Genomic DNA, 20429 nt, shown 5'->3' with positions numbered 1-20429 from the left:
CCACTATCCGATGAAATAGCGGCAAAGCCCCGCCGCGCTAATGCCGATCAGCACGGTCGGCAGCATGGAAAAGCGCGTTGCAGCGAAGATGGTGATCGCGAGCGCTATCAGGTCGGCAGGCTTGTCCGACACGAAATCGGGCGCGATGACCGAGATCAGGACGCAGCCGGGGGCTGCTTCCATCACCGCCGTCGCACGTTTGCTGAGCGTACGGTTGCGCAGCAGCACATAGCCGCCGATCCGCGTGAGATAGGTGACGCTTGCCATCAGGACGATGGTCAGAACAGCTAACGGATCGATCATTCTTCACCTGCCAGCAGATAGGCTGCAACGAGACCGGACAAGGCCCCGGCGGCGACATACCAGGCGCCGGGAATGGTGAGATAGGTCAGTGCGGCCACGACAAGGCTGACCAGCCAGGGCCGCGCGGCCGCGAAGCCTTTCCACATGCCCGCCAGCAGCACCAGAAATACCGCCGGAAACGCCATGTCGAAACCATAGGGGCGCAGGTCTCCCATCATCGGCCCAAAGGCCGCACCCAGCGTGGTGAATAAAACCCATGCAAGGTAGAAAGGAATCGCCACGCCGGCATAGAAGGTGAGGCTCAAGGCCGGATTGACGCCCTTCGACTGGCGACGTTTGGCGTCGGCAAGGCCGAGCGCCCAGCTTTCATCGCACATCAGAAACAGGCTGGCGAATGCCTTGCGCTTGGGCAGATGGCGGATGAACGGGGCCAGCGCCGCGCCCATCAGCAGGTGGCGGCTGTTGACCAGAAAGGTGATGGCGACGATCAGCAGGACATGCGGCGGTGAGGTCCAGAGCTGGATGGCCGCAAATTCCGACCCGCCTGCAAAGTTCAGTCCGGTCATCAGCGGCACTTCCACGATGCTGAGGCCTTTTTGAGCCGCCTGCGCGCCCAGCACCAGCGCATAGGGAATGATGCCAAGCAGAACCGGCAGACCGGCTGCGGCCCCGCGACGGAATTCCGAGCCGCGCCCGGATCTGCTTTTTTGAGGCGCATAGGCCTGTGAAATATCCATAGAATTCCTGCTGGAGCGGTGCGCTCTGTCTGGTTGTTTGGCGGCGCTTGTGCAGCGTCGGGCGTCTCATCTGGCTGCAAGATACTGTGGCTGGCCGCTGGTTCGCGGCCGCCCCTTGGTCAGTCTCTTGCGGGCTTTCTTGAGAGGTTTCGCAACTATAACCGTTCTCTTCGGCAATTTGGTTGCGAATTACGCCGGTTTGCGCCAATGTTTGGCAGGAAATGCCACAGATATCGCCATAAATGGAATTCAAAGCCAATGAAGCTGGATGAGATCGATAAACGGATTCTCCGCGTGCTGCAGCGCGATGGCCGCATTGCCAATAATGATCTGGCACGCGAGGTCGGCCTGTCGCCTTCGCCCTGCTTGCGGCGGGTGAAGCTTCTGGAAGAGGCGGGCGTGATCGACCGCTATGTCGCCGTGTTGAACCCGGCCAAGGTCGGCAAGGGTTTGACTTTCTTCACGCGCATCCGGCTGGACCAGCAGGACGAGGAGACGCTGCAGACCTTCGCCAAGGAAATCCTGAAGCTGCCGCAGGTGCTCGAATGCTATTTCATGCTGGGCGACTATGATGCGATGATCCGGGTGGTCGCGGCGGATATCGAGGATTACCGCCGCTTCCAGTCGGAATATCTGAGCCGGATCAAGGGCGTTCAGAACCTGAAGACCGACGTGCCGAGCCAGACGGTCAAGCAGACTTCCGAAATGCCCCTGTAGCGGCATTTGTCGGGGGGATGCGATTATGCAGCCTCCTCTCTGGCAGGCATCGGGTGCGCGCGCGCCAGCTCCTCATTGATCTGATCGGCCAGTGCGAAGAAGTGCCTTCGCACCTGCGGAGCATAGGGGTTGGCGTGTTCGATCGCCTGAAATACTTCCGGCGCATCGTGGCGCACCATGCCGACCGCCTGCATCAGAAGATCGAAGCTCTTCGTCGTCATGCGGGTTGGCAATGGTTCCATCTGCACCAGAACCCGGGCGATCAGATGCGTCAGGCCCTGAACCATCGCCGCCTCGCGGTCGTGGTCCTCCGGTGTCGTTATGAAGACATTGAGGGAAAGATTCTTTTTCAGGAAGGCCGCAACGCGGTGGAAGCGCGTGCCGCGCACGGGGCAGATGGCGATTTTCAGTCCGGCAATGCCGTGGCGCGCGCTTTGCGGACCGAACAGCGGATGCGTGGCGACGATATCGACATGCGCGGGAAGGCCACGCCGCATGATGTCGGCAGGCCCGACCTTGACCGAGCCTACGTCCAGAACGAGCGCGCCGGGGCAAAGATGCGGAGCGATCTTATCCACCACGCTTTCGAGCGTTGCAACCGGCGTTGCAAGGATGACGATATCGCAGGCCGCAACCTGCTCCACGGAGGCCAGGGCAACACCGTGCACAAGTGCGGTCTGTTCCGGCTCTGCGGCAGGATCGTAAACATAGAGCCGGAAATACGGGTTCAGGTGACGGGCAATAAGCTGCCCGAATGCACCAAAGCCGATAATGCCGATTTTCGTATGCTGATTTCTGTCGCGAGACATGGACTGACCTCTTAAGGGCCGCATGGCCAGAGGCGCTGTCCTTGAAACTCAACCGCTGGCAATGCGGCGGTTGAACTATGACAAAGCAAACCCGCCGCTATGTGCGCGGGGCGTAATAAGACCGGGTGCTGATGCGTGCTTTGTTCATGCTGTCTAGCTATTCCTGCTTCGGGCGCATGTCAACATGTGGTTTATTTCAGATAGGCGCGAACCACGTCGACAAGTTCGCCTGCGCCTTCATCACGCTCCTTTTGCGGAAGGGCGCCATCGGCCACATGCATGAGAATATGGTCTTCGATCACTTCCGCCATCAGCCCGTTGACCGCGCCGCGAACGCCCGCAATCACCTGCATGACTTCCGCGCAGCCCTTCTCGTCTTCGAGCATCCGTTCCACGCCCTCCAGCTGGCCACGAATGCGGCGCACGCGGTTGATGAGCTTCTGCTTCTCGCGGATGGTATGGGTCATGAGCGCTTCGGTCCTTCATGGCAATGTTGCTGGCATTCACGCGGTGCGCGGTTCAACCTCCACCGTCACATGCGACAAATCATGGATTGCAGCAAGCTTGTTCCGGTAATAGGACGGCGCTCGCGGCTCCTCCGCGATGATGGAAACGATGGCGCCGTGATGGCCCGGCCCGAGCTGCCAGACATGCAGGTCGGCGATCTCCCCGCCCTCGCGGCTGATGATTTCGGCGATCTCGTCCGGCAGGTCTTCTCCATCGGGCAGGTAGTCGAGCAGGGTCGAGCCGGTGTCCTTGATCAGCCCCCACGACCAGCGTGCGATCACCACCGCACCGACGATGCCGATCGCCGGGTCAAGCCAAAGCCATCCATAAAGACTGCCCAGCAGAAGCGCCGCGATGGCAAGCACCGATGTCAGTGCGTCGGCGAGCACATGCATATAGGCGGCGCGCAGGTTCTGGTCATGACCGTGATGATGATCGTGGCCCGGTTCATGGTGATGATGGCTATGGTGGTGCGAATGGTCGTCCCTCAGGAGCCAGGCGCAGATTAGATTGACGACCAGCCCGATGACAGCGACCAGAATGGCCTCCTGAAAGCCGATGTTGACCGGTGCGCTGAACCGCCAGAAGCTTTCCCAGCCGATCAGGAGTGCGATCAGCGCCAGAACGATGGCGCTGGCAAAGCCTGCCAGATCGCCGAGCTTGCCGGTGCCGAAGGTGAACCGCGAATTATGCGCGTGTTTGCGTGCATAAACATAGGCGAGGGCCGCGATCAGCATCGCCGCAGCATGGGTGGACATATGCCAGCCGTCGGCGGTGAGTGCCATGGAGCCGTAAAGGTTTCCGGCGATGATCTCCACGATCATCATCGTCGCCGTGATGGCGATAACGAGCCAGGTCCGCTTTTCATTGCGCCGGTGGTTTTCTCCCAGAAAGACATGGTCGTGTCCGGAGACTGGATGACGCACGGAATGGTCGGCATGGTGATGCGTGCTCATGGAAACGCTCCCTTTTTAGAATAGGGGGGTATACTATTTTCACGCGCGTTACAAATCACACTTTCATGGGGAGCGTTTAACCTCGATCAGCAGGAATGACCGCTGGCAACGCCTCTCAACGGCAGAAAAATTCACCTTTAGCGGTAGGACCTACACCTATTCGAGAGGCCTTATGGCCTGATTGCAGGAATCTTTTCGGGGGCGGGATCGGCTAATATCGGAGTCGTAACTTGGGGCAAAGCATCGAAGCGCCGCTGGTCCGGGCAACGCGGAACGACGCTTCGGATTTTGAAGCTGCGCATCGTGCTTTGCTAGAAATCCACGCTGATTTTCAGGCCGGTGCCGTAACGAGAAGAGCGGAGGGATTCATGTCTTCAGACAAGAACGGGCATTCGCCGCGCAGTCGTGCGCGACGGCATTTTCTGGGCCTCACAGCCGCCACTGCCGCCAAGGTTGCGGCGCTGGGCGTGTTTGCTGCAACGGTGTCTTCCCGTCCATCACAGGCGCTGGGCACGAAATGGTGGCATGGCGGACATGGCGGGGGCGGCGGAGGCTCCGGCGCCAATTGTCTCCTGAAAGGAACGCTGGTCGAAACGCCCGGCGGCCCGGTGGCGGTGGAGGCATTATCTGTCGGCGATCTTGTGACGACGGTCCGGGGCGACGCGCGCCCGATCAAGTGGGTCGGCTGGCAGAGCCACAGAAAGGGCGGCACGCAATGGGACGAGAGCGTGATGCCGATCCGCGTCAGGCGCCATGCCATCGACGGGAAAACACCGCAGCGCGACCTTTATCTTTCGCCCAACCACGCGCTGCTCATCGATGACGTGCTGATCCGCGTCAAGGATCTGGTCAACGGCCAGAGCATCGCGCGCGTGTCGATGGACAAGCCGATCGACTATTACAACATCGTTCTCGACAGCCATGATGCCGTGCTGGCGGAAGGGGCTGCCGTGGAGACCTACCTGATGCGCGGCGACAGCTACAGGAGTTTTACCAATTTTGCCGAATATCAGGAATTATATCCGGAGGAAGCCAATATCATCATGCAGCCCTATGCGCCGTTGATGGGCTATGAAGGTGCCCGCCAGCACATCCATGCGCTGTTGTGCATGAGCGGTATTCTCCCTGTGCGGGACGTGGTTGAGGAAACCTATCAGCGTCTGGCCGCGAAGGCAGGTGCAATCGTAGCGTAGAACATGAAGCACCGGACGATGGTAAGAATGGCGGGGTGCCGACTGCACCCCGCCTTTTTCGTGAAGAAGTCCGGCCTAGATCCTGTCCATCAATGCATACCATGACAGGGCAAGGAACAGGAGCGGCGAGCGGAAGGTGCGACCGCCGGGGAAGGCGGGGATGCGCAGTTCTTCGAACAGTTTCAGCCTGTCGCGATTGCCTGCCAGGGTTTCCGCATAAAGCTTGCCCATGTAGTTGGCCAGCATGACGCCATGGCCGGAATAGCCGCCTGCTGAAATGACGCCCGGCATGACCTCGCGCACGAAGGGCTGGCGCGGCATGGTTATGCCGACCGAACCGCCCCATGCATGGGTGATTTCGACATTGTCCAGCGCCGGATAAATCTCGGCGATCTGGCGACGAATATGAGTGCTGATGTCGCGCGGATTGTCGGCGGTATAGGCCTCGCGCCCGCCGAAAAGCAGCCTGCCGTCCTTCGAGCGGCGGAAATAGCGCACCACGAAGCGGGAATCGTCGATGGATTCACCGCCCGGAATAACCGGGCTGTCATCGCCCAGCGGCACCGTCGCCCCGATGAAGGAGCGGATCGGCATGACATGCGATGCGCTGACCGGCTCCAGCAGCCCACCGTAAGCATTGACGGCGATGAAGGCGTTTTTCGCGACGATGGTTCCGCGATCGGTTTCGACCTCGACCCGCCCGCTCGCCGTGCTGATTTTGGTGGCTCTGGTGTCTTCGAACAGTTTTGCGCCTGCCGCCTGCGCCGCTTTTGCGGTTCCGACCAGCAGTTTCAGCGGATGAATGTGGCCGGTCCCCGCATCATAGACGCCGCCATGATACCGTTCGGACCCGAGCAGGCTCGCCGCTTCCCCACGGTCGAGCAGACGCAGATGCGGATAGTTGAACCGGCTTGCCATCAGCTCGACGTGACGCTCATACGATTTCAGATAGCGCGGCTTGTGCACGACCGAAATCTGGCCGGGCACATATTCCATGTCGATCCCGTGCTGGTCGGCAAAGGCGAGAAGATGGGCCTTGGCTTCCTCCGCCACATCGAAGAGGGCCTTGGCGCGTTCAAAGCCATATTGGGCTTCGAGGTCTTCGGCCCATGTGCGCTGGCCGGTGCCGAACTGCCCGCCATTGCGGCCCGACGCCCCATCCCCGAACCGCGCGCCGTCGATCAGCGTGACGTCCACGCCCTGCCTTGCGAGATGATAAGCCGCCGAAAGCCCCGTATACCCGCCGCCGATGACAACGACATCCGCCTGCCGCGACCCATCCATCTCCGGATATTGCGGGCGGTCCGGAACGGTCGCCTCGTACCAGGAATAGCCGGGCGAGATTGGGGACTGGTAGGGCATGGGCGATTCCGTTTAAGGGAGTAGGGGAATAGGGGAGTATGTCAGGTTTCCGATAATTTGCGGATCAGAAGCCGTAGCAGTTTTCCGACACTTTCACTCTTGGCCATTATGGGTTCCATTTTCTCGCTTCTGATGAAACCCAACCTTTCAGCAATGAGCAAGTGAGTTTCGACTTCTTTCAGTGAGCCTTGAGCAATACGCAGAAACTGCTGGTAGGAACCGCGCGTGTCGCGTCCGTAACCTTCGGCAATATTGGCTGGCACGGAAACGGCAGCGCGCCGAATCTGGCCGATAAGGCCATGAATTTCCTCTTTCGGCCAGGTGTCAGTCGATTTGTATATGACCGTCACGAGCTCCATTGCTTGTTGCCACGCAAGTATATCGCGATAAGAATTGATTGCCACAGCCACGCCCCCGCATATCTGCTTACTCCCTTACTCCCTTACTCCCTTACTCCCTTAAACGTTGAGCAGCAGAAACTCCCGTTCCCACGGGCTGATGACTTCCATGAAGGTTTCGAATTCGGCGCGCTTGATGGCGGCATAGGTGGTCATGAAGGAACTGCCGAACAGATTGCGCAGTTCGGCGTCTTCCTCGAACAGCTCCACCGCGTCGATGAGGCCACGCGGCAGGTCGATTTCCTTGGTGTTGACGCTCGTGGTCGCAGGCTGTTCCGCCTCGATCTTGTTCACAAGGCCGATCAGGCCGCAGGCGAGGGACGCAGCAAGGGCAAGGTAGGGGTTGGCGTCGGAGGAGGGAATGCGGTTTTCCACACGCCGTCCATTGGGGTCGGAGCGCGGAACGCGGAAAGCCGTGGTGCGGTTGTCATAGCCCCATTTGACATTGACCGGTGCCGAAGCGTCCGGCGTCAGACGGCGGTAGGAGTTCACATAGGGCGCGAACATGACGAGCGCGTTCGGCACATGGCGCTGCATGCCGCCGATGAAATGGCGGAAAGCCTCGCTTTCGCTGCCATCCTCATTGGTGAAGATGTTGCGCCCGGTCTTCTTGTCCACGATGGACTGGTGGATATGCATCGCCGATCCCGGCTGACCCTGAATGGGCTTGGCCATGAAGGTGGCATACATGTCGTGTTTCAGCGCCGCCTCGCGGATTGTGCGCTTGAACATGAACACCTGATCGGCCAGTTCCACCGGGTCGCCGTGGCGCAGGTTGATTTCAAGCTGGCCTGCGCCTTCCTCGTGGATCAGCGTGTCGATCTCCAGCCCCTGACCTTCGGAGAAATGATAGATATCGTCGATCAGTTCGTCGAATTCGTTGACGCCCGCAATCGAATAGCCCTGACCACCGCCAATGGCGCGGCCGGAACGGCCGACGGGCGGCGTCAGCGGATAATCGGGATCGGGGTTCTTGCGAACCAGATAGAACTCGATTTCCGGCGCCACGACGGGCTTCAATCCGCGCTTGTTATAGGCGGCAACCACATTGCGCAGTACGTTGCGCGGGGTGAATTCCACCGCGCGCCCATCCTGATAGACCAGATCGCAGATGACCTGCGCCGTCGGATCGGACTCCCACGGCACAGCCGAAAGGGTCGAAAGATCCGGCATCAGCTTGAGGTCGCCGTCATCTTCCGGATAGTGGAAGCCGTAGCCGTCTTCCGGATAATCGCCGGAAATCGTCGTCATGAAGACGGCGGAGGGCAATGCCAGCGAGGTATTGGAGGTGAATTTCTTCGACGGCATCATCTTGCCGCGGGCAACCCCCGCTTGATCGGGGGTAATGCATTCAATGTCTTCGATGTCGCGCCAGGCGAGCCATTCGGTTGCCTGCTTCCAGTTCTTCACACCGCGAAGAGATTTGACATAGGCAGGCGTACGGCGACGCGGCGCGCGCGTAACCTTCTTTTCCGTCGTATCAGCAGACATCCATCACCAGAAAATGATTTCGATATCGGCATGATAGCCGTGACCGGCCGCAATGACAAATGGGTTGGCCAAGCTTTTGTGTGCGCCGTCGCAGAAAGCGCACACAAAAGAAAATCCATGTGTCAGAGGCCGAAATGGCCCTTCAGCGCGGGCACATTCGCCACCAACTGGTCGATCAATTGCGGGTCATGGTCACGCACATAGTTGATTACCTGTCCGCCTGCTTCGGTGATCTGGTCGCTGGAAAGGCCGCTGGAGCGGAGCGTGGCCGCAGCTTTCAAAAGCGCGCTCATCTTTTCGCCTGCCACATTATCCATCAGGCCCGACAACGCACCCATGATGCCGCCGGCGCTGTTGGCGAGCACGTCGTGGGCGCTGGCGAGCTGCTGCGCATCCGGCAGGAGCGCGAAAATCTTGTTGCCGATTTCAGGCGCGCTGTGCTGCAGCACGGAAAACACCGAGCCGGCGAGCTTTTCGGCAAGCTGCGGATCGATGTTGATCTTGGTGGCGATGCTGTCGATGAGAGATTGGAGAGACATGAAAATTCCGTATTCCTTGCCCCCGCAAGGGGCGGTTCAAACCGCGGTTGGAGGCAAGGCGCTACGGCATCCGCCCCAACCATCTACAGGCGACCCGAAAACAGAAACCGGGCCGGGATGCAGGGACCATCAATGAGGCACCGGCGTCAATGCATGGGACGCCGCTTTGTCGGGGTTCGGTGAATTTTTGGTCAAGATTCAGATTGCTGTATTGGCGGTTGCCACCGCGTCTCGATTGCGTGAGGCAAAAAAAGCCCCGACTGGCAGGACCAGCCGGGGAGGTCAGTTGAGGAAATCCGACCATAAAGCGAGTGGTATATCAAGTCCGTTTCATCGAATTTTACGGACAACCGCGCGTTTGGACATTGTGTCGCTGCCAAAACCCAGATGGGTGAGCATGGCAGCGACGGAGATGGTCGAGAGCGCCATCRTTTCTCGTGGGTGACGATGAMGGGGRKCAAGAGATCRCCCCAGTTGCCGTCGCCGCTCCCGTGCTGCCGAAGGCACACGAARTGAAGGAACATGGCGGCGACGGCGATGGTCGAGAGCGCCATCATTTCTCGTGGGTGACGATGACGGGGATCAAGAGATCRCCCCAGTTGCCGTCGCCGCCATGATGACGGGCCGAGCGGACCAGTTCCACGGAAACGCCTGCCTCGACCGCCTTCATGACGGTGTAGTTAAGGCGATGCAGATCGTTGGCGAGCATACGGATAACGGTCTGCTGATCCGTGGTCATGCTTGAAGATTGTTCTTCTGCTCTTTCCTTGACGCGTGCTGGCGAATTCATGGAACTTCCTCCTGTTTGTCGCCGGGCTGTTATTCAGCAGCCGGTCTGAACTGTGCTGTTTCAGTCGATTCCTTCATGGCGGTGGTCGAAGACTGACCGCCGGTGATTGCAAGCGACACGGCATCGAAATAGCCGGTGCCGACTTCGCGCTGGTGCTTGGTCGCGGTGTAGCCGTTGGCTTCGGCTGCAAATTCCGCTTCCTGCAGTTCGGAATAGGCTGCCATCTGCCGGTCCTTGTAACCGCGTGCCAGTTCGAACATGCCGTAGTTGAGCTGGTGGAAACCGGCCAGCGTGATGAACTGGAACTTGTAGCCCATCGCGCCCAGCTCGCGCTGAAACTTGGCAATCGTGGCGTCGTCGAGGTTCTTCTTCCAGTTGAACGACGGCGAGCAGTTATAGGCCAGCTTCTTGCCCGGATGCGCCTTGTGCACGGCTTCGGCGAAGCGGCGGGCCTGTTCGAGATCGGGCTTGGATGTTTCCATCCAGATCAGATCGCAATAGGGCGCATAGGCAATCGCACGGGCGATGCATGGCTCGATGCCGTTCTTCACCTGATAGAAGCCTTCCGCCGTGCGGCCCGCATCGTAATCGACGAATGGCTGGTCGCGCTCGTCGATATCGGAAGTCAGAAGCTTGGCGGCTTCCGCATCCGTGCGGGCGATGACCAGCGTGGCCGTTCCCATCACGTCCGCTGCCAGACGCGCCGCGTTGAGGTTGCGGATATGCGCTGCCGTCGGGATCAGGACCTTGCCGCCAAGATGGCCGCACTTCTTTTCCGAAGCGAGCTGGTCTTCATAGTGAACACCGGCGGCGCCTGCCTCGATGAAGGCCTTCATGATCTCGAATGCATTCAGCGGACCGCCGAAGCCTGCTTCCGCATCGGCAACGATGGGCGCGAACCACGTGTCGACGGAAAGTCCCTTGCCTTCGGCAGTTTCGATCTGGTCGGCGCGCTGCAAGGTCTTGTTGATGCGCTTGGCCAGTTCAGGGGCGGCATTTGCCGGATAGAGCGACTGGTCGGGGTACATGGCCGAAGCCGTGTTGGCATCCGCTGCAACCTGCCAGCCGGAGAGGTAGATTGCCTTCAGACCGGCGCGAACCATCTGCATGGCCTGATTGCCGGAAAGCGCGCCGAGCGCATTGACGAAATCTTCCTCATGGATCAGCTTCCACAGACGGTTGGCACCCATTTCAGCCAGCGAATACTTGATCTCCACCGAACCGCGCAGCCTTTTTACGTCCTCGGCCGTATGCGCACGCTGGATGCCGTCGAAGCGACCCTTGGGTGCCGAAGGAATAAGGCTGTAAAAATCTGTCATTTCGGTGTCTCCTCACACTTTGAATTGGTTCGGGAAGAGCAATTTTCCTGCGCTCTTTCTGTGACCAGATTTACAATTGTGTTTCGGTTTCCACCAGAAAAACCGACAAAACCGCCGCATAATTGAGGTAATGCTGTCGGTGTTTTGACTGACGAGAGGTGTAAAATTGTAAATATTGTCAAAGTCGATCTTTGCATCTATCTTGTCATGAATTGTAAAGATCGGGAGGGTCGAGTTGAGCGAGCGCAAGATATTTGCCGGGCCGCGCATCAGGCGCATCCGCAATGAACGCGGTTTGACCCAGACGGCGATGGCCGAGGCGCTCGGCATTTCGCCGTCCTATCTGAACCTGATCGAGCGCAACCAGCGCCCGCTGACGGTGCAGCTTCTTTTAAAGCTTGCCAGCGTCTACAAGCTCGACCTCGACAGTCTCCAGGCAGAAAGCGGCTCCACGATCACGGGCCTTAAGGAAGTGTTTTCTGATCCGCTTTTGACCGGCGAACTGCCGGGCGATCAGGAACTGGTGGAGATCGGCGAGGCGGCGCCCAATGCCGCCGTCGGCATCATGAAGCTTTACCGCGCCTATCGCGAGCAGCAGCAACGCTTGTCTGATCTGTCGCAATTGCTGTCGCATGAGGGAAGCGGGGCGGAACTTTCCGCCACACGTCTGCCGCTCGATGAAGTGCGCGATGTGATGGCGCGGCGGGTCAATCATTATCCGCGCATCGAGGAGGAGGCAGAGAGTTTCTATACCCTGCTTAAACCGGACGGCGATTTATCGAGCGCCCTGAAGGATTGGTTGCGCCGCGAGCACGGCATTACGGTTCGCACGCTGCCGGTTGCCACAATGCCGAACTGGCGCAGGCGTTATGACCGGCATTCGCAGCGGCTTTTCATTTCCGAGCGCCTGTCGCCCTTCGATCAGTTGCAGGAAATCGCCATGGAGGCAGCACTTGTCCGCATGCAGGTGGTGATCGGTGCTGAAACGGAAGGCTTGAAGCTGTCATCGGGCGAGGCGAAGCGCATCGCGCGGTTCGAGCTGGCGCGTTATGCGGCGCAGGCCTTGATGATGCCCTACCGCCAGTTTCGCGATGCAGCCGTGCGGGCGCGTTACGATGTTGACGTGCTGCGCACGCGCTTCGGGGTCTCGTTCCAGCAGGCGGCAAACCGGCTGACCAGTTTGCAGCGGCAGGGGGCAAGTGCGCTGCCCTTCTTCGTCATGGAGATCGACCATGCGGGCAACCGCCTGCGCGTTGCGGGTGCGGAAGGTTTTCCGACCCGCTTCGGCGGGCAATGTCCCAAGCTGCCGGTCTATGCGGCTTTCGCCCAGGCAGGCCAGGTACTGGTCGAACCGGTGGAACTGCCGGACGGCTCGGCCTTTCTGACAATTGCCCGCACGCTGGAAGGGCCGCAGGGCGCGTTCAGCGAGCGTCCGCGCCGCACTGCGTTGCTGCTTGGTTGTGCGCTGGAAGCTGGCGCCGACACGGTCTACGGCGCATCGCTTTCAAAGGCCGGCAATACGGAGATCGGCCCTGCCTGTCGTCTGTGCGAAAGACAGGGCTGCATCACCCGCGCCGAGCCGCCGCTGACCCGACCGCTCGGGCTGGACGAGATGGTGGCGGGGCTTTCTGCCTTCGACTTCCAGTAGGGCGCGATATTTCGGCTTTGCTGGCCTGCAAATGGCGTGGCTTTTCGCTTTCGGTGCTCACCTACCCCAAATTACGCTCCGCTCCGGTTCTCAAGCCCCACCATTTTCGACTCCGCACAGCCCAAATCTCCTTGCCCTACGGTTGGGGCGGGGGGCTGCGATGCAATTTTTATGTTCGTCCTGTCACGACCCTGTTGACGAACGCGGCGCAATCTAAAAAAGTGCAATAAAGAAACCGTATATCCACCTTGAACCTGCACCGGAATTTATTGTGCAGATTGGAGCAAATGATGGGGATTAAATCCTTCCTTCTGGCAACGACCGTCGTGACGGGCCTTGTCGCAGCTGCCACATTTTCCGCGAGCGCACAGGAGCGGGTGGTCAATATCTATAACTGGTCGGATTATATCGACGACACCATCCTCAAGGACTTCACCAAGGAAACCGGGATCAAGGTCGTCTACGACGTTTACGACTCCAACGAAATTCTGGAAACGAAGCTTCTGGCAGGCGGTAGCGGCTATGACCTCGTGGTGCCGTCGGGCGAATTCCTTGGCCGCCAGATTCCGGCAGGCGTGTTCCTGAAGCTCGACAAGGACAAGCTGCCGAACCTCAAGAACATGTGGGACGAAATTTCGACCCGCGCGGCAACCTACGATCCGGGCAACGAATATTCCGTGAACTACATGTGGGGCACGACCGGCATCGGCTACAACAAGGCCAAGATCAAGGAAGCGCTCGGCACCGACACCATCGATTCATGGGCCGTTCTTTTCGATCCGGAACAGTCGGCCAAGTTGAAGGATTGCGGCATCTACCTGCTCGATTCCGCCAGCGAAATGCTGCGCCCGGCATTGAACTATCTGGGTCTCGACCCGAATTCCCCGTCGCCTGACGACTTGCAGAAGGCGCAGGATCTCTATCTGAAGATCCGCCCGAACATTCGCAAGTTCCACTCGTCCGAATATATCAACGCGCTGGCCAATGGCGATATCTGCATGGCCGTCGGCTATTCGGGTGATATCTTCCAGGCCCGCGACCGTGCCGAAAAGGCAAAGCAGGGCGTCGAGATCGGCTATTCGATCCCGAAGGAAGGCGCGCTGATGTGGTTCGACCAGATGGCGATCCCGGCAGACGCCAAGCATGTGCCGGAAGCGCTTGAATTCATGAACTACATGATGCGCCCGGAAGTGGCCGCCAAGGCTTCGAACTATGTGTTCTATGCCAATGGCAACAAGGCTTCGCAGGAGTTCATCGAAAAGGAAATCCTTGACGATCCGGAAATCTATCCGACCGAGGATGTCATGAAGAAACTCTTCGTGCCGACGCCTTACGACACCAAGACCCAGCGCGTGGTGACACGCGCCTGGACCAAGATCGTCACAGGCCAGTAATACCTGCCGAGGGCAGGCCCGGTAAAATCGTGAAGAGCGGCTCGCTGTTTATCAGGGGGCCGCTTTCAATCTTGTAACAGCATATTCATGCAGGTTCCGGCAGGCTTATAGGGGAACGGAATGGAATCTTTTGGCAGTTTTCGCCGCAAGTTTGCGCCTTGGAACGACCCTGCGGCCAAGCCCTTCATTTCTTTTGAAAATGTGACGAAGATTTTCGGCGACTTCACCGCCGTCGATGATCTGTCGCTCAATGTTTTCAATCGCGAGTTCTTTGCGCTGCTTGGCGCTTCGGGCTGCGGCAAGACCACGCTGATGCGCATGCTGGCGGGCTTCGAGGAGCCGACATCGGGCCGCATCACGCTGGACGGCCAGGACATGCGCGGCATCCCGCCCTACAAGCGCCCGGTCAACATGATGTTCCAGTCCTATGCGCTGTTCCCCCACATGACGGTCGAGAAGAATATCGCCTTCGGCCTGAAACAGGACGGCATGGCGAAATCGGAAATCGATGCGCGCGTGGCCGAAATGCTGAAGCTCGTGAAGCTTGAGCAATATGGCAAGCGCAAGCCGCATCAGCTTTCCGGCGGCCAGCGCCAGCGCGTGGCGCTCGCCCGCTCTGTCGCCAAGCGCCCGAAGGTGCTGCTGCTGGACGAACCGCTTGGCGCGCTGGACAAGAAGCTGCGCGAGCAGACCCAGTTCGAGCTGATGGATCTGCAGGTCAAGCTCGGCATGACCTTCATGGTCGTCACCCACGATCAGGAAGAGGCGATGACCATGGCCGACCGCATCGCGGTCATGGACAAGGGGCGCATCAAGCAGGTGGCGACGCCTGCGGAAGTCTATGAAGCGCCGCGCTCCAAATTCGTGGCCGACTTCATCGGCAATGTGAACATCATTGAAGGTGAGGTGGTGAAAGCCACCAATGGCGAGGCTGAGATCGCCACGGAAAAATTCGGCTTTCATATCCAGACGGAAACCCGCGAAGAACTCGATCCGGGCCAGAAGGTCTGGTATGCGGTGCGTCCCGAAAAGACGCGGATCACGCGCGAAAAGCCGGACGATGCTTCGATAAACGCGGTGGAAGGCGAGCTTTGGGATATCGCCTATTTCGGCGACATGACGGTGTTCCATGTGCGGCTGGACAATGGCCGCACGATCAAGGCCGCAAGCCTCAACGCCGTGCGCAGGACCGAAAATCCGCTGACCTATGACGAGCGCGTCTGGGTTTCCTTCGATACCGACGCCGGTCTGGTGCTCACAGCGTGAGGATTGCCCCATGCAGAAGCTGATTGCTTCCATTGCCAGCCGTCTCGTCATCGCGGTGCCTTATCTCTGGCTGCTGGTATTCTTCCTCGTCCCGTTCTTCATCGTCTTCAAGATTTCGCTGTCGCAGGTCGCGATGTCGATTCCGCCTTATGTTCCAACCTTTGGGATCGCTGAAGGGCTTGCCGCGAACTGGGCGAAGATCAAACAGCTCTCCTTCGACAATTATCTCTGGCTGCTCGACGATCCGCTCTATTACAAGGCCTATCTGTCGAGTGTCCGCATCGCGGCGATTTCAACCTTCCTGACTTTGCTGGTGGCCTATCCGATGGCCTACGGCATTGCGCGTGCGCCGACGACGATCCGCCCGACGCTTTTGATGATGGTGATCCTGCCGTTCTGGACATCGTTTCTGATCCGCGTCTATGCGTGGATCGGCATTTTGAAGCCGGAAGGACTGCTCAACCAGTTTCTGATGTGGCTGAATATTATCGATGCGCCGCTGACTATTCTGAATACGGATACGGCGGTCTTTATCGGTATCGTCTATTCCTATCTGCCTTTCATGGTGCTCCCGATCTATTCGTCGCTGGAAAAGATGGACTATTCGCTGATCGAAGCGGCGCAGGATCTGGGCTGCACACCATTTTCCGCCTTCTGGAAAACTACCTTCCCGCTGTCGCTTGCGGGTGTGCTGGCTGGCTGCTTCCTAGTGTTCATTCCTGCCATCGGCGAATTTGTGATCCCGGACGTGCTGGGCGGTTCGGAAACGCTCATGATCGGCAAGACGATCTGGAACGAATTCTTCTCCAACCGTGACTGGGCCGTGGCCTCTGCGGTGGCCGTTGTCCTTCTGGTCATCCTGATCATTCCGATCGTCATATTCCAGCAAGTTCAGGCACGTGCGCAGGAAAAGGGGAAATAGACCATGAATAGCAATTGGTCACGTTTCAATATTGCGTCAGTCGTGCTCGGCTTTGCATTCCTGTATCTGCCGATCGTTATCCTTGTGATCTTTTCGTTTAATGAATCGCAATTGGTGACTGTCTGGGCCGGCTTTTCCACCAAATGGTATCGGGGGCTTCTGGATAATGAATCGCTGATGGCGGCAGCATGGATAACGCTGCGCATCGCGTTTCTTTCAGCGACCGTGGCAACCGTGCTCGGCACGCTCGCCGCGCTGGCGCTGACGCGCTATACGCGTTTTCGAGGACGCATCCTGTTTTCGGGCATGGTCTATGCCCCGCTTGTCATGCCGGACGTCATCACCGGCCTTTCGCTGCTCCTGTTGTTCGTGGCGATGAATTTCGACCGCGGCTTCTGGACGATTGTTCTGGCCCATATCACCTTTGCCATGTGTTTCGTGGCAGTCGTCGTGCAGTCGCGCCTGGTGAGCTTTGACCGCTCGCTGGAGGAAGCGGCGATGGACCTCGGCGCACCGCCGGTCACGACTTTCATGAAGGTAACGTTACCGGTGATCCTTCCTGCCGTGGTTTCCGGCTGGATGCTGGCTTTCACGCTTTCGCTCGACGATCTGGTGATTGCAAGCTTCGCCTCCGGCCCGAGCGCAAGCACCTTGCCGATGAAAATCTACAGCCAGATGCGGCGGGGTGTAACACCGGAAATCAACGCGATCTGTACGATCCTGATCGCGCTGGTCACCACCGGCGTCATCGTCGCATCCATCGTCAACAAGCGCCGCGAAGTGCAGCGCCGCCGCGATGAGCAGGCGGCATTCCGCCTCGGGTAATGGTGGCTGCCTGCTGGCCGTTTCCGGTCAGTAGGCAAACCGCGCCGCGAGAAGTTTGCCCCGAGCCATTGTCGGCAACTCGATATAGCGGTGCATCAGCGTAGCGACGCCCACGCTCAGGACAAGATAGGCCGGCAGCAGCGCAATCAGCGCGACATGCCCGTAAAACACATGCACGAGCGCAAAAAGCACAGTCGCATGGACGAGATAGAGGCTGTAGGAAATGCGGCCCAGAAATTGCGGCAGGGGCAGGAGCAGGAAGCGGCGCAACGTGTCGCTGGAAACCGCAAGCAACATGACCCACACCAGCCCTGTGATCGTCGCCCAGTCCGTCAGGTCTCCGAGCCAGCTTTTGAGCATGGGCGGCCCGGCTCCATAGGTGACGAGTATCAGAGCCAGGATATTGATCGCGATCGCCATCCGGTTTGATAGCCGCCGGTAGAAGCTTTGAATGGCAGGCAGGTTCTGCGCCATCAGGCTGCCCAGCAGGAAGAAGCTGGCAAAATGCACGGTTATCCACCAGCCGCCCGTATAGGGATCGGATCGAAGGCCATTTGCGAGAATGGAAAGCCCGAAAGCAACCACAATGGCCGTTGTTGGCCGTAATGCGATGGTGAGGGCGAAGAGCAGCGGAAATATGATGGATATCCGCATCTCGTAAACCAGAGACCAGAAAGCCGTGTTCACTTCGCCATTGGGATAGGCGCCGATGAACAGCAGATGCTGCGCGATCGTTTGCGGCGTCACCGGTGTGGTCCATGTGAGGTTGAACCAGTTGCTGAGCTGCGGGATCGGCCCGTTCAGAAACAGGGCGCCGACAAGCGCGAGCGAAAGCGCAACGAGATAGGGCAGATATATGCGGCAGGTGCGTCGGATAAGATAGGCTGGATAAGATGGCGCATGGTTCATGAAAGGCAGCGTGAGAACGAAGCCGCTCAACAGGAAGAAGAGCAGGACTGCTTCATGAGCGGCAAAAAAGAACCGCAGCGGGGATCGAAGCAGAATGAAAAAGTATGGCCCCATGGCATCATAGGGCCAGATGTTCACGAAATGCCGCATCAGGACGACGGTCGCTGCCAGTCCGCGCAACGCATCAAGTTCGGGATAGCGTCCCGGCTGGGTATGTATCGGCACGAGCGCGATCCCCTGCTTTAGTGAGGGAACCGACTTTGCGGGCCATGGGTCCTTCGGTCAATTCGGGCCTTCGGATGGCCCGCATCACCGAAAGACGTAAGCGCGCCCCGCATGCAGGAACCGGATTATTGCCCCATTCCCGGCGAGGACGGTGAGATGAAGGGCCTGTCCCACGAGCCGCCGACAAAGAAATTGAGCGGCGGCTTTGCGGGCGGGGCTTCGGCAGGCGGCTGGCTGTTCTGGCCGTCGGTGCCGCCTTCCTGTTGCTGTTGTTGCGGCTGGCCGTTGGGGAAGACGACCTCGCCGCTCAGCGCCAGGCTGCGATCCACGAAAGGCACGATGCCTGCCAGTGTCAGCGTCCCGTCGGATGTGTCGAGGCGCGCATTTTCCAGCGTCGCCACCCCGTCGGAAAGATTGGCCTTCACATCCAGACGATTGAAGGCAAGTGCAACATTCTCCTTGCGTTCAAGCGCGAAAAAACGCTGGCTTTGCGCCTTGGAGAGAAAATCCTGCACGGCAAAGCCCTGCATCTGGCCATTGTTGAGCTGGATGGAAACATTGCCCTGCGCATTGGTCAAAAGGCCGGACCAGCGATTGGCCGGGCCTTTCATGAACAGGGAAACATTTCCCTTGCCGCTCACGAAAGGCTTCTCGAAGCCCATTGCGGTGAAGAACTGCGAGCTGTCGATATCCGAAGCGTTGAAGCGCAATTCGCCGCTCGCGCTTTTCAGGTCGCGCACGATCTGGACATTGGCCTGCATGATGCCGTTGAAGGCCTTGGCGTCGCCGATATCGAAGATGGCACGGCCACCACGTATCTGCACGGCAGCGGCCACGCCCGTCATGTTGACCGGCCCCGCCGTGGCGTTCTGAGCCGAAAGACGAAGGTCGACCTCCGCGCGGTCGATGAAGCTTGTGTCGACCAGCTCCCGGTCGGCATTGTCGCGCTCGCTCGGCGAACGCGCGGCGCTGTCGGGAAGCGGAATGAAGGCCGAAAACAGGCGGCGAAGGTCCAGCTTGTCGAAGGCCAGGGTGCCGGTCACCGCCGGTTGTGCCTGCTCCAGACCGATTTCGATCACGCCCTTGGCCGGGCTGTCGTTGGCGGTCATTTCCACGTCAGCAAATTTGAGCCGTTTCGGTGTCGCGGTGATGGTGGATTCCAGCGAAAACGCGCCGATCTCCGCACTGCCCGCCATAGGCCGCAGGCTAAGCCAGCGCACCGCGCCGCTGAGCGAGGGCGTTTTTGCCGTCAGCGCGCCTTCGAAAAAACGATCCTTGGAAATATTTGCCTTGCCCTGAAAGGTGAGGCTCAACGTATTGGCGGTGAGGCTCGCGGTCACATCCGATGTGCCGCCTGCCAGCAGCGGCAGTGCCTGCGCGGCGGTCAGGCTGAACTGTGAAGTCTCGTCACGCCATTTGGCGCTGCCCTTCAGCGTCGCGGCGCTGGATGTGCGCGGCCATTCCAATGTTGCGCTGACATTGGTGATCTGCTCGTCGCTGGTGATTTCCGGCTCGCTGCCCGGCCGGTTGAAGGCAATCGTCCCGTCGCGAACCACGACGCGGCCAAAGGGCTGCGAGGCCTGCTGCGCGGCCAGCGCATTGTCGCCGGAACCGCTTTGCTGCAATGCGCGCTGCGCGCGGATAGCGGTGCCAAGGCGCCCGTTGGAATTGGCGATGGCGTCAAGGAGTTGCGAGAAATTCGAAACCGGCCCGTCGAGGTTTACATGTGGGCGGACGATCTGCGTTTCGGAAAACGAGATATGCCCCATGATGGCATCGAGCGGCGAAAGCTCGACATCGATGCGATCCGCGCTCATGAGCGGCTTCTGGCCCTGATCGGTGAGCTTGCTGAGCGTCACGCCGTTCAGGGAGGCGCGCAAAACAGGGAAAACCTTCAGGCGGGGCGCCTGCTTGAGTTCGACGCTGTAACCAGTCCAGGCACTGATTTCCTGAGCAACGCGGATACGGATGGCATCGGTGGAAACGATGAAAGGCACCACAGCCAGCAAGGTTGCTGCAGCCGCGGCGCAGAGAATGACGAGCGCAATTATGAGGCGCGTAAATCGGGGCCAGCGCATCAACCATCCAATCAGTGAAACAAGGTTACGGTGTAAACTAG

Annotated in this window: 20 protein-coding genes; 7 read left to right on the top strand and 13 right to left on the bottom strand. The window is 59.2% G+C overall.

Annotated elements, in window-relative coordinates:
• Positions 1 to 3: 3 nt before the first annotated feature.
• A complete protein-coding gene (locus ACOWVS_RS09540; protein ID WP_063620269.1) occupies positions 4 to 303 on the bottom strand; it encodes an AzlD family protein in 300 nt (99 codons plus the stop codon).
• Positions 300 to 1040, bottom strand: coding sequence for an AzlC family ABC transporter permease (locus tag ACOWVS_RS09535; RefSeq protein ID WP_006473062.1), 741 nt, complete (start codon positions 1038 to 1040; stop codon positions 300 to 302). The genes ACOWVS_RS09540 and ACOWVS_RS09535 overlap by 4 nt, the downstream gene beginning before the upstream one ends.
• A 258-nt stretch (positions 1041 to 1298) precedes the next feature.
• On the opposite strand from ACOWVS_RS09535, the gene ACOWVS_RS09530 reads away from it, so the two are divergent.
• Entirely contained in the window at positions 1299 to 1757 is a 459-nt protein-coding gene (locus tag ACOWVS_RS09530; protein ID WP_006473061.1) for an Lrp/AsnC family transcriptional regulator, read from the top strand.
• Between the two features lie 23 nt (positions 1758 to 1780).
• Here the strand turns inward: ACOWVS_RS09530 and ACOWVS_RS09525 are convergent, their stop codons facing one another.
• The 3 genes from ACOWVS_RS09525 to dmeF all read right to left on the bottom strand — a co-directional run bounded on the left by ACOWVS_RS09525 (position 1781) and on the right by dmeF (position 4029).
• Positions 1781 to 2566, bottom strand: coding sequence for a prephenate dehydrogenase/arogenate dehydrogenase family protein (locus ACOWVS_RS09525; protein WP_063620268.1), 786 nt, complete (start codon positions 2564 to 2566; stop codon positions 1781 to 1783).
• Positions 2567 to 2757: 191 nt separating this feature from the next.
• On the bottom strand, positions 2758 to 3033 hold the full coding sequence (locus tag ACOWVS_RS09520) for a metal/formaldehyde-sensitive transcriptional repressor (protein WP_021587391.1): 276 nt from the start codon (positions 3031 to 3033) through the stop codon (positions 2758 to 2760).
• A gap of 36 nt (positions 3034 to 3069) precedes the next feature.
• Positions 3070 to 4029, bottom strand: coding sequence for a CDF family Co(II)/Ni(II) efflux transporter DmeF (gene dmeF, locus ACOWVS_RS09515; protein ID WP_075041843.1), 960 nt, complete (start codon positions 4027 to 4029; stop codon positions 3070 to 3072).
• Positions 4030 to 4397: 368 nt separating this feature from the next.
• Here dmeF and ACOWVS_RS09510 point away from each other — a divergent pair, with 368 nt between their 5' ends.
• Positions 4398 to 5222, top strand: a complete 825-nt coding sequence (locus ACOWVS_RS09510; protein ID WP_075041914.1) for a Hint domain-containing protein — start codon at positions 4398 to 4400, stop codon at positions 5220 to 5222.
• Positions 5223 to 5297: 75 nt separating this feature from the next.
• On the opposite strand, the gene ACOWVS_RS09505 is transcribed toward ACOWVS_RS09510, so the two are convergent.
• The 6 genes from ACOWVS_RS09505 to aceA all read right to left on the bottom strand — a co-directional run bounded on the left by ACOWVS_RS09505 (position 5298) and on the right by aceA (position 11121).
• Entirely contained in the window at positions 5298 to 6584 is a 1287-nt protein-coding gene (locus ACOWVS_RS09505) for an NAD(P)/FAD-dependent oxidoreductase (RefSeq protein WP_075041844.1), read from the bottom strand.
• A gap of 41 nt (positions 6585 to 6625) precedes the next feature.
• The gene (locus ACOWVS_RS09500) at positions 6626 to 6988 is read right to left on the bottom strand and encodes a four helix bundle protein (RefSeq protein ID WP_025091029.1); all 363 of its coding nucleotides are present in this window, start codon (positions 6986 to 6988) and stop codon (positions 6626 to 6628) included.
• A 54-nt stretch (positions 6989 to 7042) separates the two neighbouring features.
• On the bottom strand, positions 7043 to 8473 hold the full coding sequence (locus tag ACOWVS_RS09495) for a glutamine synthetase family protein (RefSeq protein ID WP_006469280.1): 1431 nt from the start codon (positions 8471 to 8473) through the stop codon (positions 7043 to 7045).
• A gap of 122 nt (positions 8474 to 8595) precedes the next feature.
• Complete coding sequence (locus ACOWVS_RS09490) at positions 8596 to 9012, bottom strand: DUF2267 domain-containing protein (RefSeq protein WP_021587386.1); 417 nt, start codon at positions 9010 to 9012, stop codon at positions 8596 to 8598.
• A 553-nt stretch (positions 9013 to 9565) separates the two neighbouring features.
• Positions 9566 to 9802 (bottom strand): hypothetical protein, encoded by a 237-nt coding sequence (locus ACOWVS_RS09485; protein WP_006473055.1) that lies wholly within the window; start codon positions 9800 to 9802, stop codon positions 9566 to 9568.
• Between the two features lie 29 nt (positions 9803 to 9831).
• Positions 9832 to 11121: an isocitrate lyase gene (aceA, locus tag ACOWVS_RS09480; protein ID WP_006469275.1), complete on the bottom strand. Its 1290-nt coding sequence runs from the start codon at positions 11119 to 11121 to the stop codon at positions 9832 to 9834.
• Between the two features lie 235 nt (positions 11122 to 11356).
• On the opposite strand from aceA, the gene ACOWVS_RS09475 reads away from it, so the two are divergent.
• The 5 genes from ACOWVS_RS09475 (at position 11357) to ACOWVS_RS09455 (ending at position 17176) form a co-directional block, all read left to right on the top strand.
• Complete coding sequence (locus ACOWVS_RS09475) at positions 11357 to 12769, top strand: helix-turn-helix domain-containing protein (protein WP_063620263.1); 1413 nt, start codon at positions 11357 to 11359, stop codon at positions 12767 to 12769.
• Between the two features lie 290 nt (positions 12770 to 13059).
• Positions 13060 to 14163 (top strand): polyamine ABC transporter substrate-binding protein, encoded by a 1104-nt coding sequence (locus ACOWVS_RS09470; protein WP_063620262.1) that lies wholly within the window; start codon positions 13060 to 13062, stop codon positions 14161 to 14163.
• A 120-nt stretch (positions 14164 to 14283) separates the two neighbouring features.
• Complete coding sequence (locus tag ACOWVS_RS09465; protein WP_063620261.1) at positions 14284 to 15429, top strand: ABC transporter ATP-binding protein; 1146 nt, start codon at positions 14284 to 14286, stop codon at positions 15427 to 15429.
• A gap of 10 nt (positions 15430 to 15439) precedes the next feature.
• Positions 15440 to 16351: an ABC transporter permease subunit gene (locus tag ACOWVS_RS09460; protein ID WP_063620260.1), complete on the top strand. Its 912-nt coding sequence runs from the start codon at positions 15440 to 15442 to the stop codon at positions 16349 to 16351.
• Positions 16352 to 16354: 3 nt separating this feature from the next.
• On the top strand, positions 16355 to 17176 hold the full coding sequence (locus ACOWVS_RS09455; RefSeq protein WP_025091033.1) for an ABC transporter permease: 822 nt from the start codon (positions 16355 to 16357) through the stop codon (positions 17174 to 17176).
• Positions 17177 to 17203: 27 nt separating this feature from the next.
• On the opposite strand, the gene ACOWVS_RS09450 is transcribed toward ACOWVS_RS09455, so the two are convergent.
• Together ACOWVS_RS09450 and ACOWVS_RS09445 are read right to left on the bottom strand one after the other, a co-directional pair.
• Complete coding sequence (locus ACOWVS_RS09450) at positions 17204 to 18310, bottom strand: acyltransferase family protein (protein WP_063620259.1); 1107 nt, start codon at positions 18308 to 18310, stop codon at positions 17204 to 17206.
• 125 nt (positions 18311 to 18435) lie between these two features.
• Positions 18436 to 20388 carry an AsmA family protein gene (locus ACOWVS_RS09445; protein ID WP_075041845.1) on the bottom strand — a complete coding sequence of 651 codons (1953 nt, stop codon included), beginning with the start codon at positions 20386 to 20388 and terminating at the stop codon, positions 18436 to 18438.
• Positions 20389 to 20429 lie beyond the last annotated feature (41 nt).

Origin of the sequence: Brucella sp. IR068, from assembly GCF_049065885.1 — a bacterium.
Lineage (GTDB): Bacteria > Pseudomonadota > Alphaproteobacteria > Rhizobiales > Rhizobiaceae > Brucella > Brucella intermedia.
The sequence above is the reverse complement of the archived record's forward strand: the minus strand, read 5'-3'. Positions and strand labels throughout refer to the sequence as shown.

Bases quoted from the DNA above. Each gene is read 5' to 3' on its own strand.
- ACOWVS_RS09540 (WP_063620269.1), bottom strand. From the start codon at position 303: ATGATCGATCCGTTAGCTGTTCTGACCATCGTCCTGATGGCAAGCGTC.
- ACOWVS_RS09535 (WP_006473062.1), bottom strand. From the start codon at position 1,040: ATGGATATTTCACAGGCCTATGCGCCTCAAAAAAGCAGATCCGGGCGC.
- ACOWVS_RS09530 (WP_006473061.1), top strand. From the start codon at position 1,299: ATGAAGCTGGATGAGATCGATAAACGGATTCTCCGCGTGCTGCAGCGC.
- ACOWVS_RS09525 (WP_063620268.1), bottom strand. From the start codon at position 2,566: ATGTCTCGCGACAGAAATCAGCATACGAAAATCGGCATTATCGGCTTT.
- ACOWVS_RS09520 (WP_021587391.1), bottom strand. From the start codon at position 3,033: ATGACCCATACCATCCGCGAGAAGCAGAAGCTCATCAACCGCGTGCGC.
- dmeF (WP_075041843.1), bottom strand. From the start codon at position 4,029: ATGAGCACGCATCACCATGCCGACCATTCCGTGCGTCATCCAGTCTCC.
- ACOWVS_RS09510 (WP_075041914.1), top strand. From the start codon at position 4,398: ATGTCTTCAGACAAGAACGGGCATTCGCCGCGCAGTCGTGCGCGACGG.
- ACOWVS_RS09505 (WP_075041844.1), bottom strand. From the start codon at position 6,584: ATGCCCTACCAGTCCCCAATCTCGCCCGGCTATTCCTGGTACGAGGCG.
- ACOWVS_RS09495 (WP_006469280.1), bottom strand. From the start codon at position 8,473: ATGTCTGCTGATACGACGGAAAAGAAGGTTACGCGCGCGCCGCGTCGC.
- ACOWVS_RS09490 (WP_021587386.1), bottom strand. From the start codon at position 9,012: ATGTCTCTCCAATCTCTCATCGACAGCATCGCCACCAAGATCAACATC.
- aceA (WP_006469275.1), bottom strand. From the start codon at position 11,121: ATGACAGATTTTTACAGCCTTATTCCTTCGGCACCCAAGGGTCGCTTC.
- ACOWVS_RS09470 (WP_063620262.1), top strand. From the start codon at position 13,060: ATGGGGATTAAATCCTTCCTTCTGGCAACGACCGTCGTGACGGGCCTT.
- ACOWVS_RS09465 (WP_063620261.1), top strand. From the start codon at position 14,284: ATGGAATCTTTTGGCAGTTTTCGCCGCAAGTTTGCGCCTTGGAACGAC.
- ACOWVS_RS09460 (WP_063620260.1), top strand. From the start codon at position 15,440: ATGCAGAAGCTGATTGCTTCCATTGCCAGCCGTCTCGTCATCGCGGTG.
- ACOWVS_RS09455 (WP_025091033.1), top strand. From the start codon at position 16,355: ATGAATAGCAATTGGTCACGTTTCAATATTGCGTCAGTCGTGCTCGGC.
- ACOWVS_RS09445 (WP_075041845.1), bottom strand. From the start codon at position 20,388: ATGCGCTGGCCCCGATTTACGCGCCTCATAATTGCGCTCGTCATTCTC.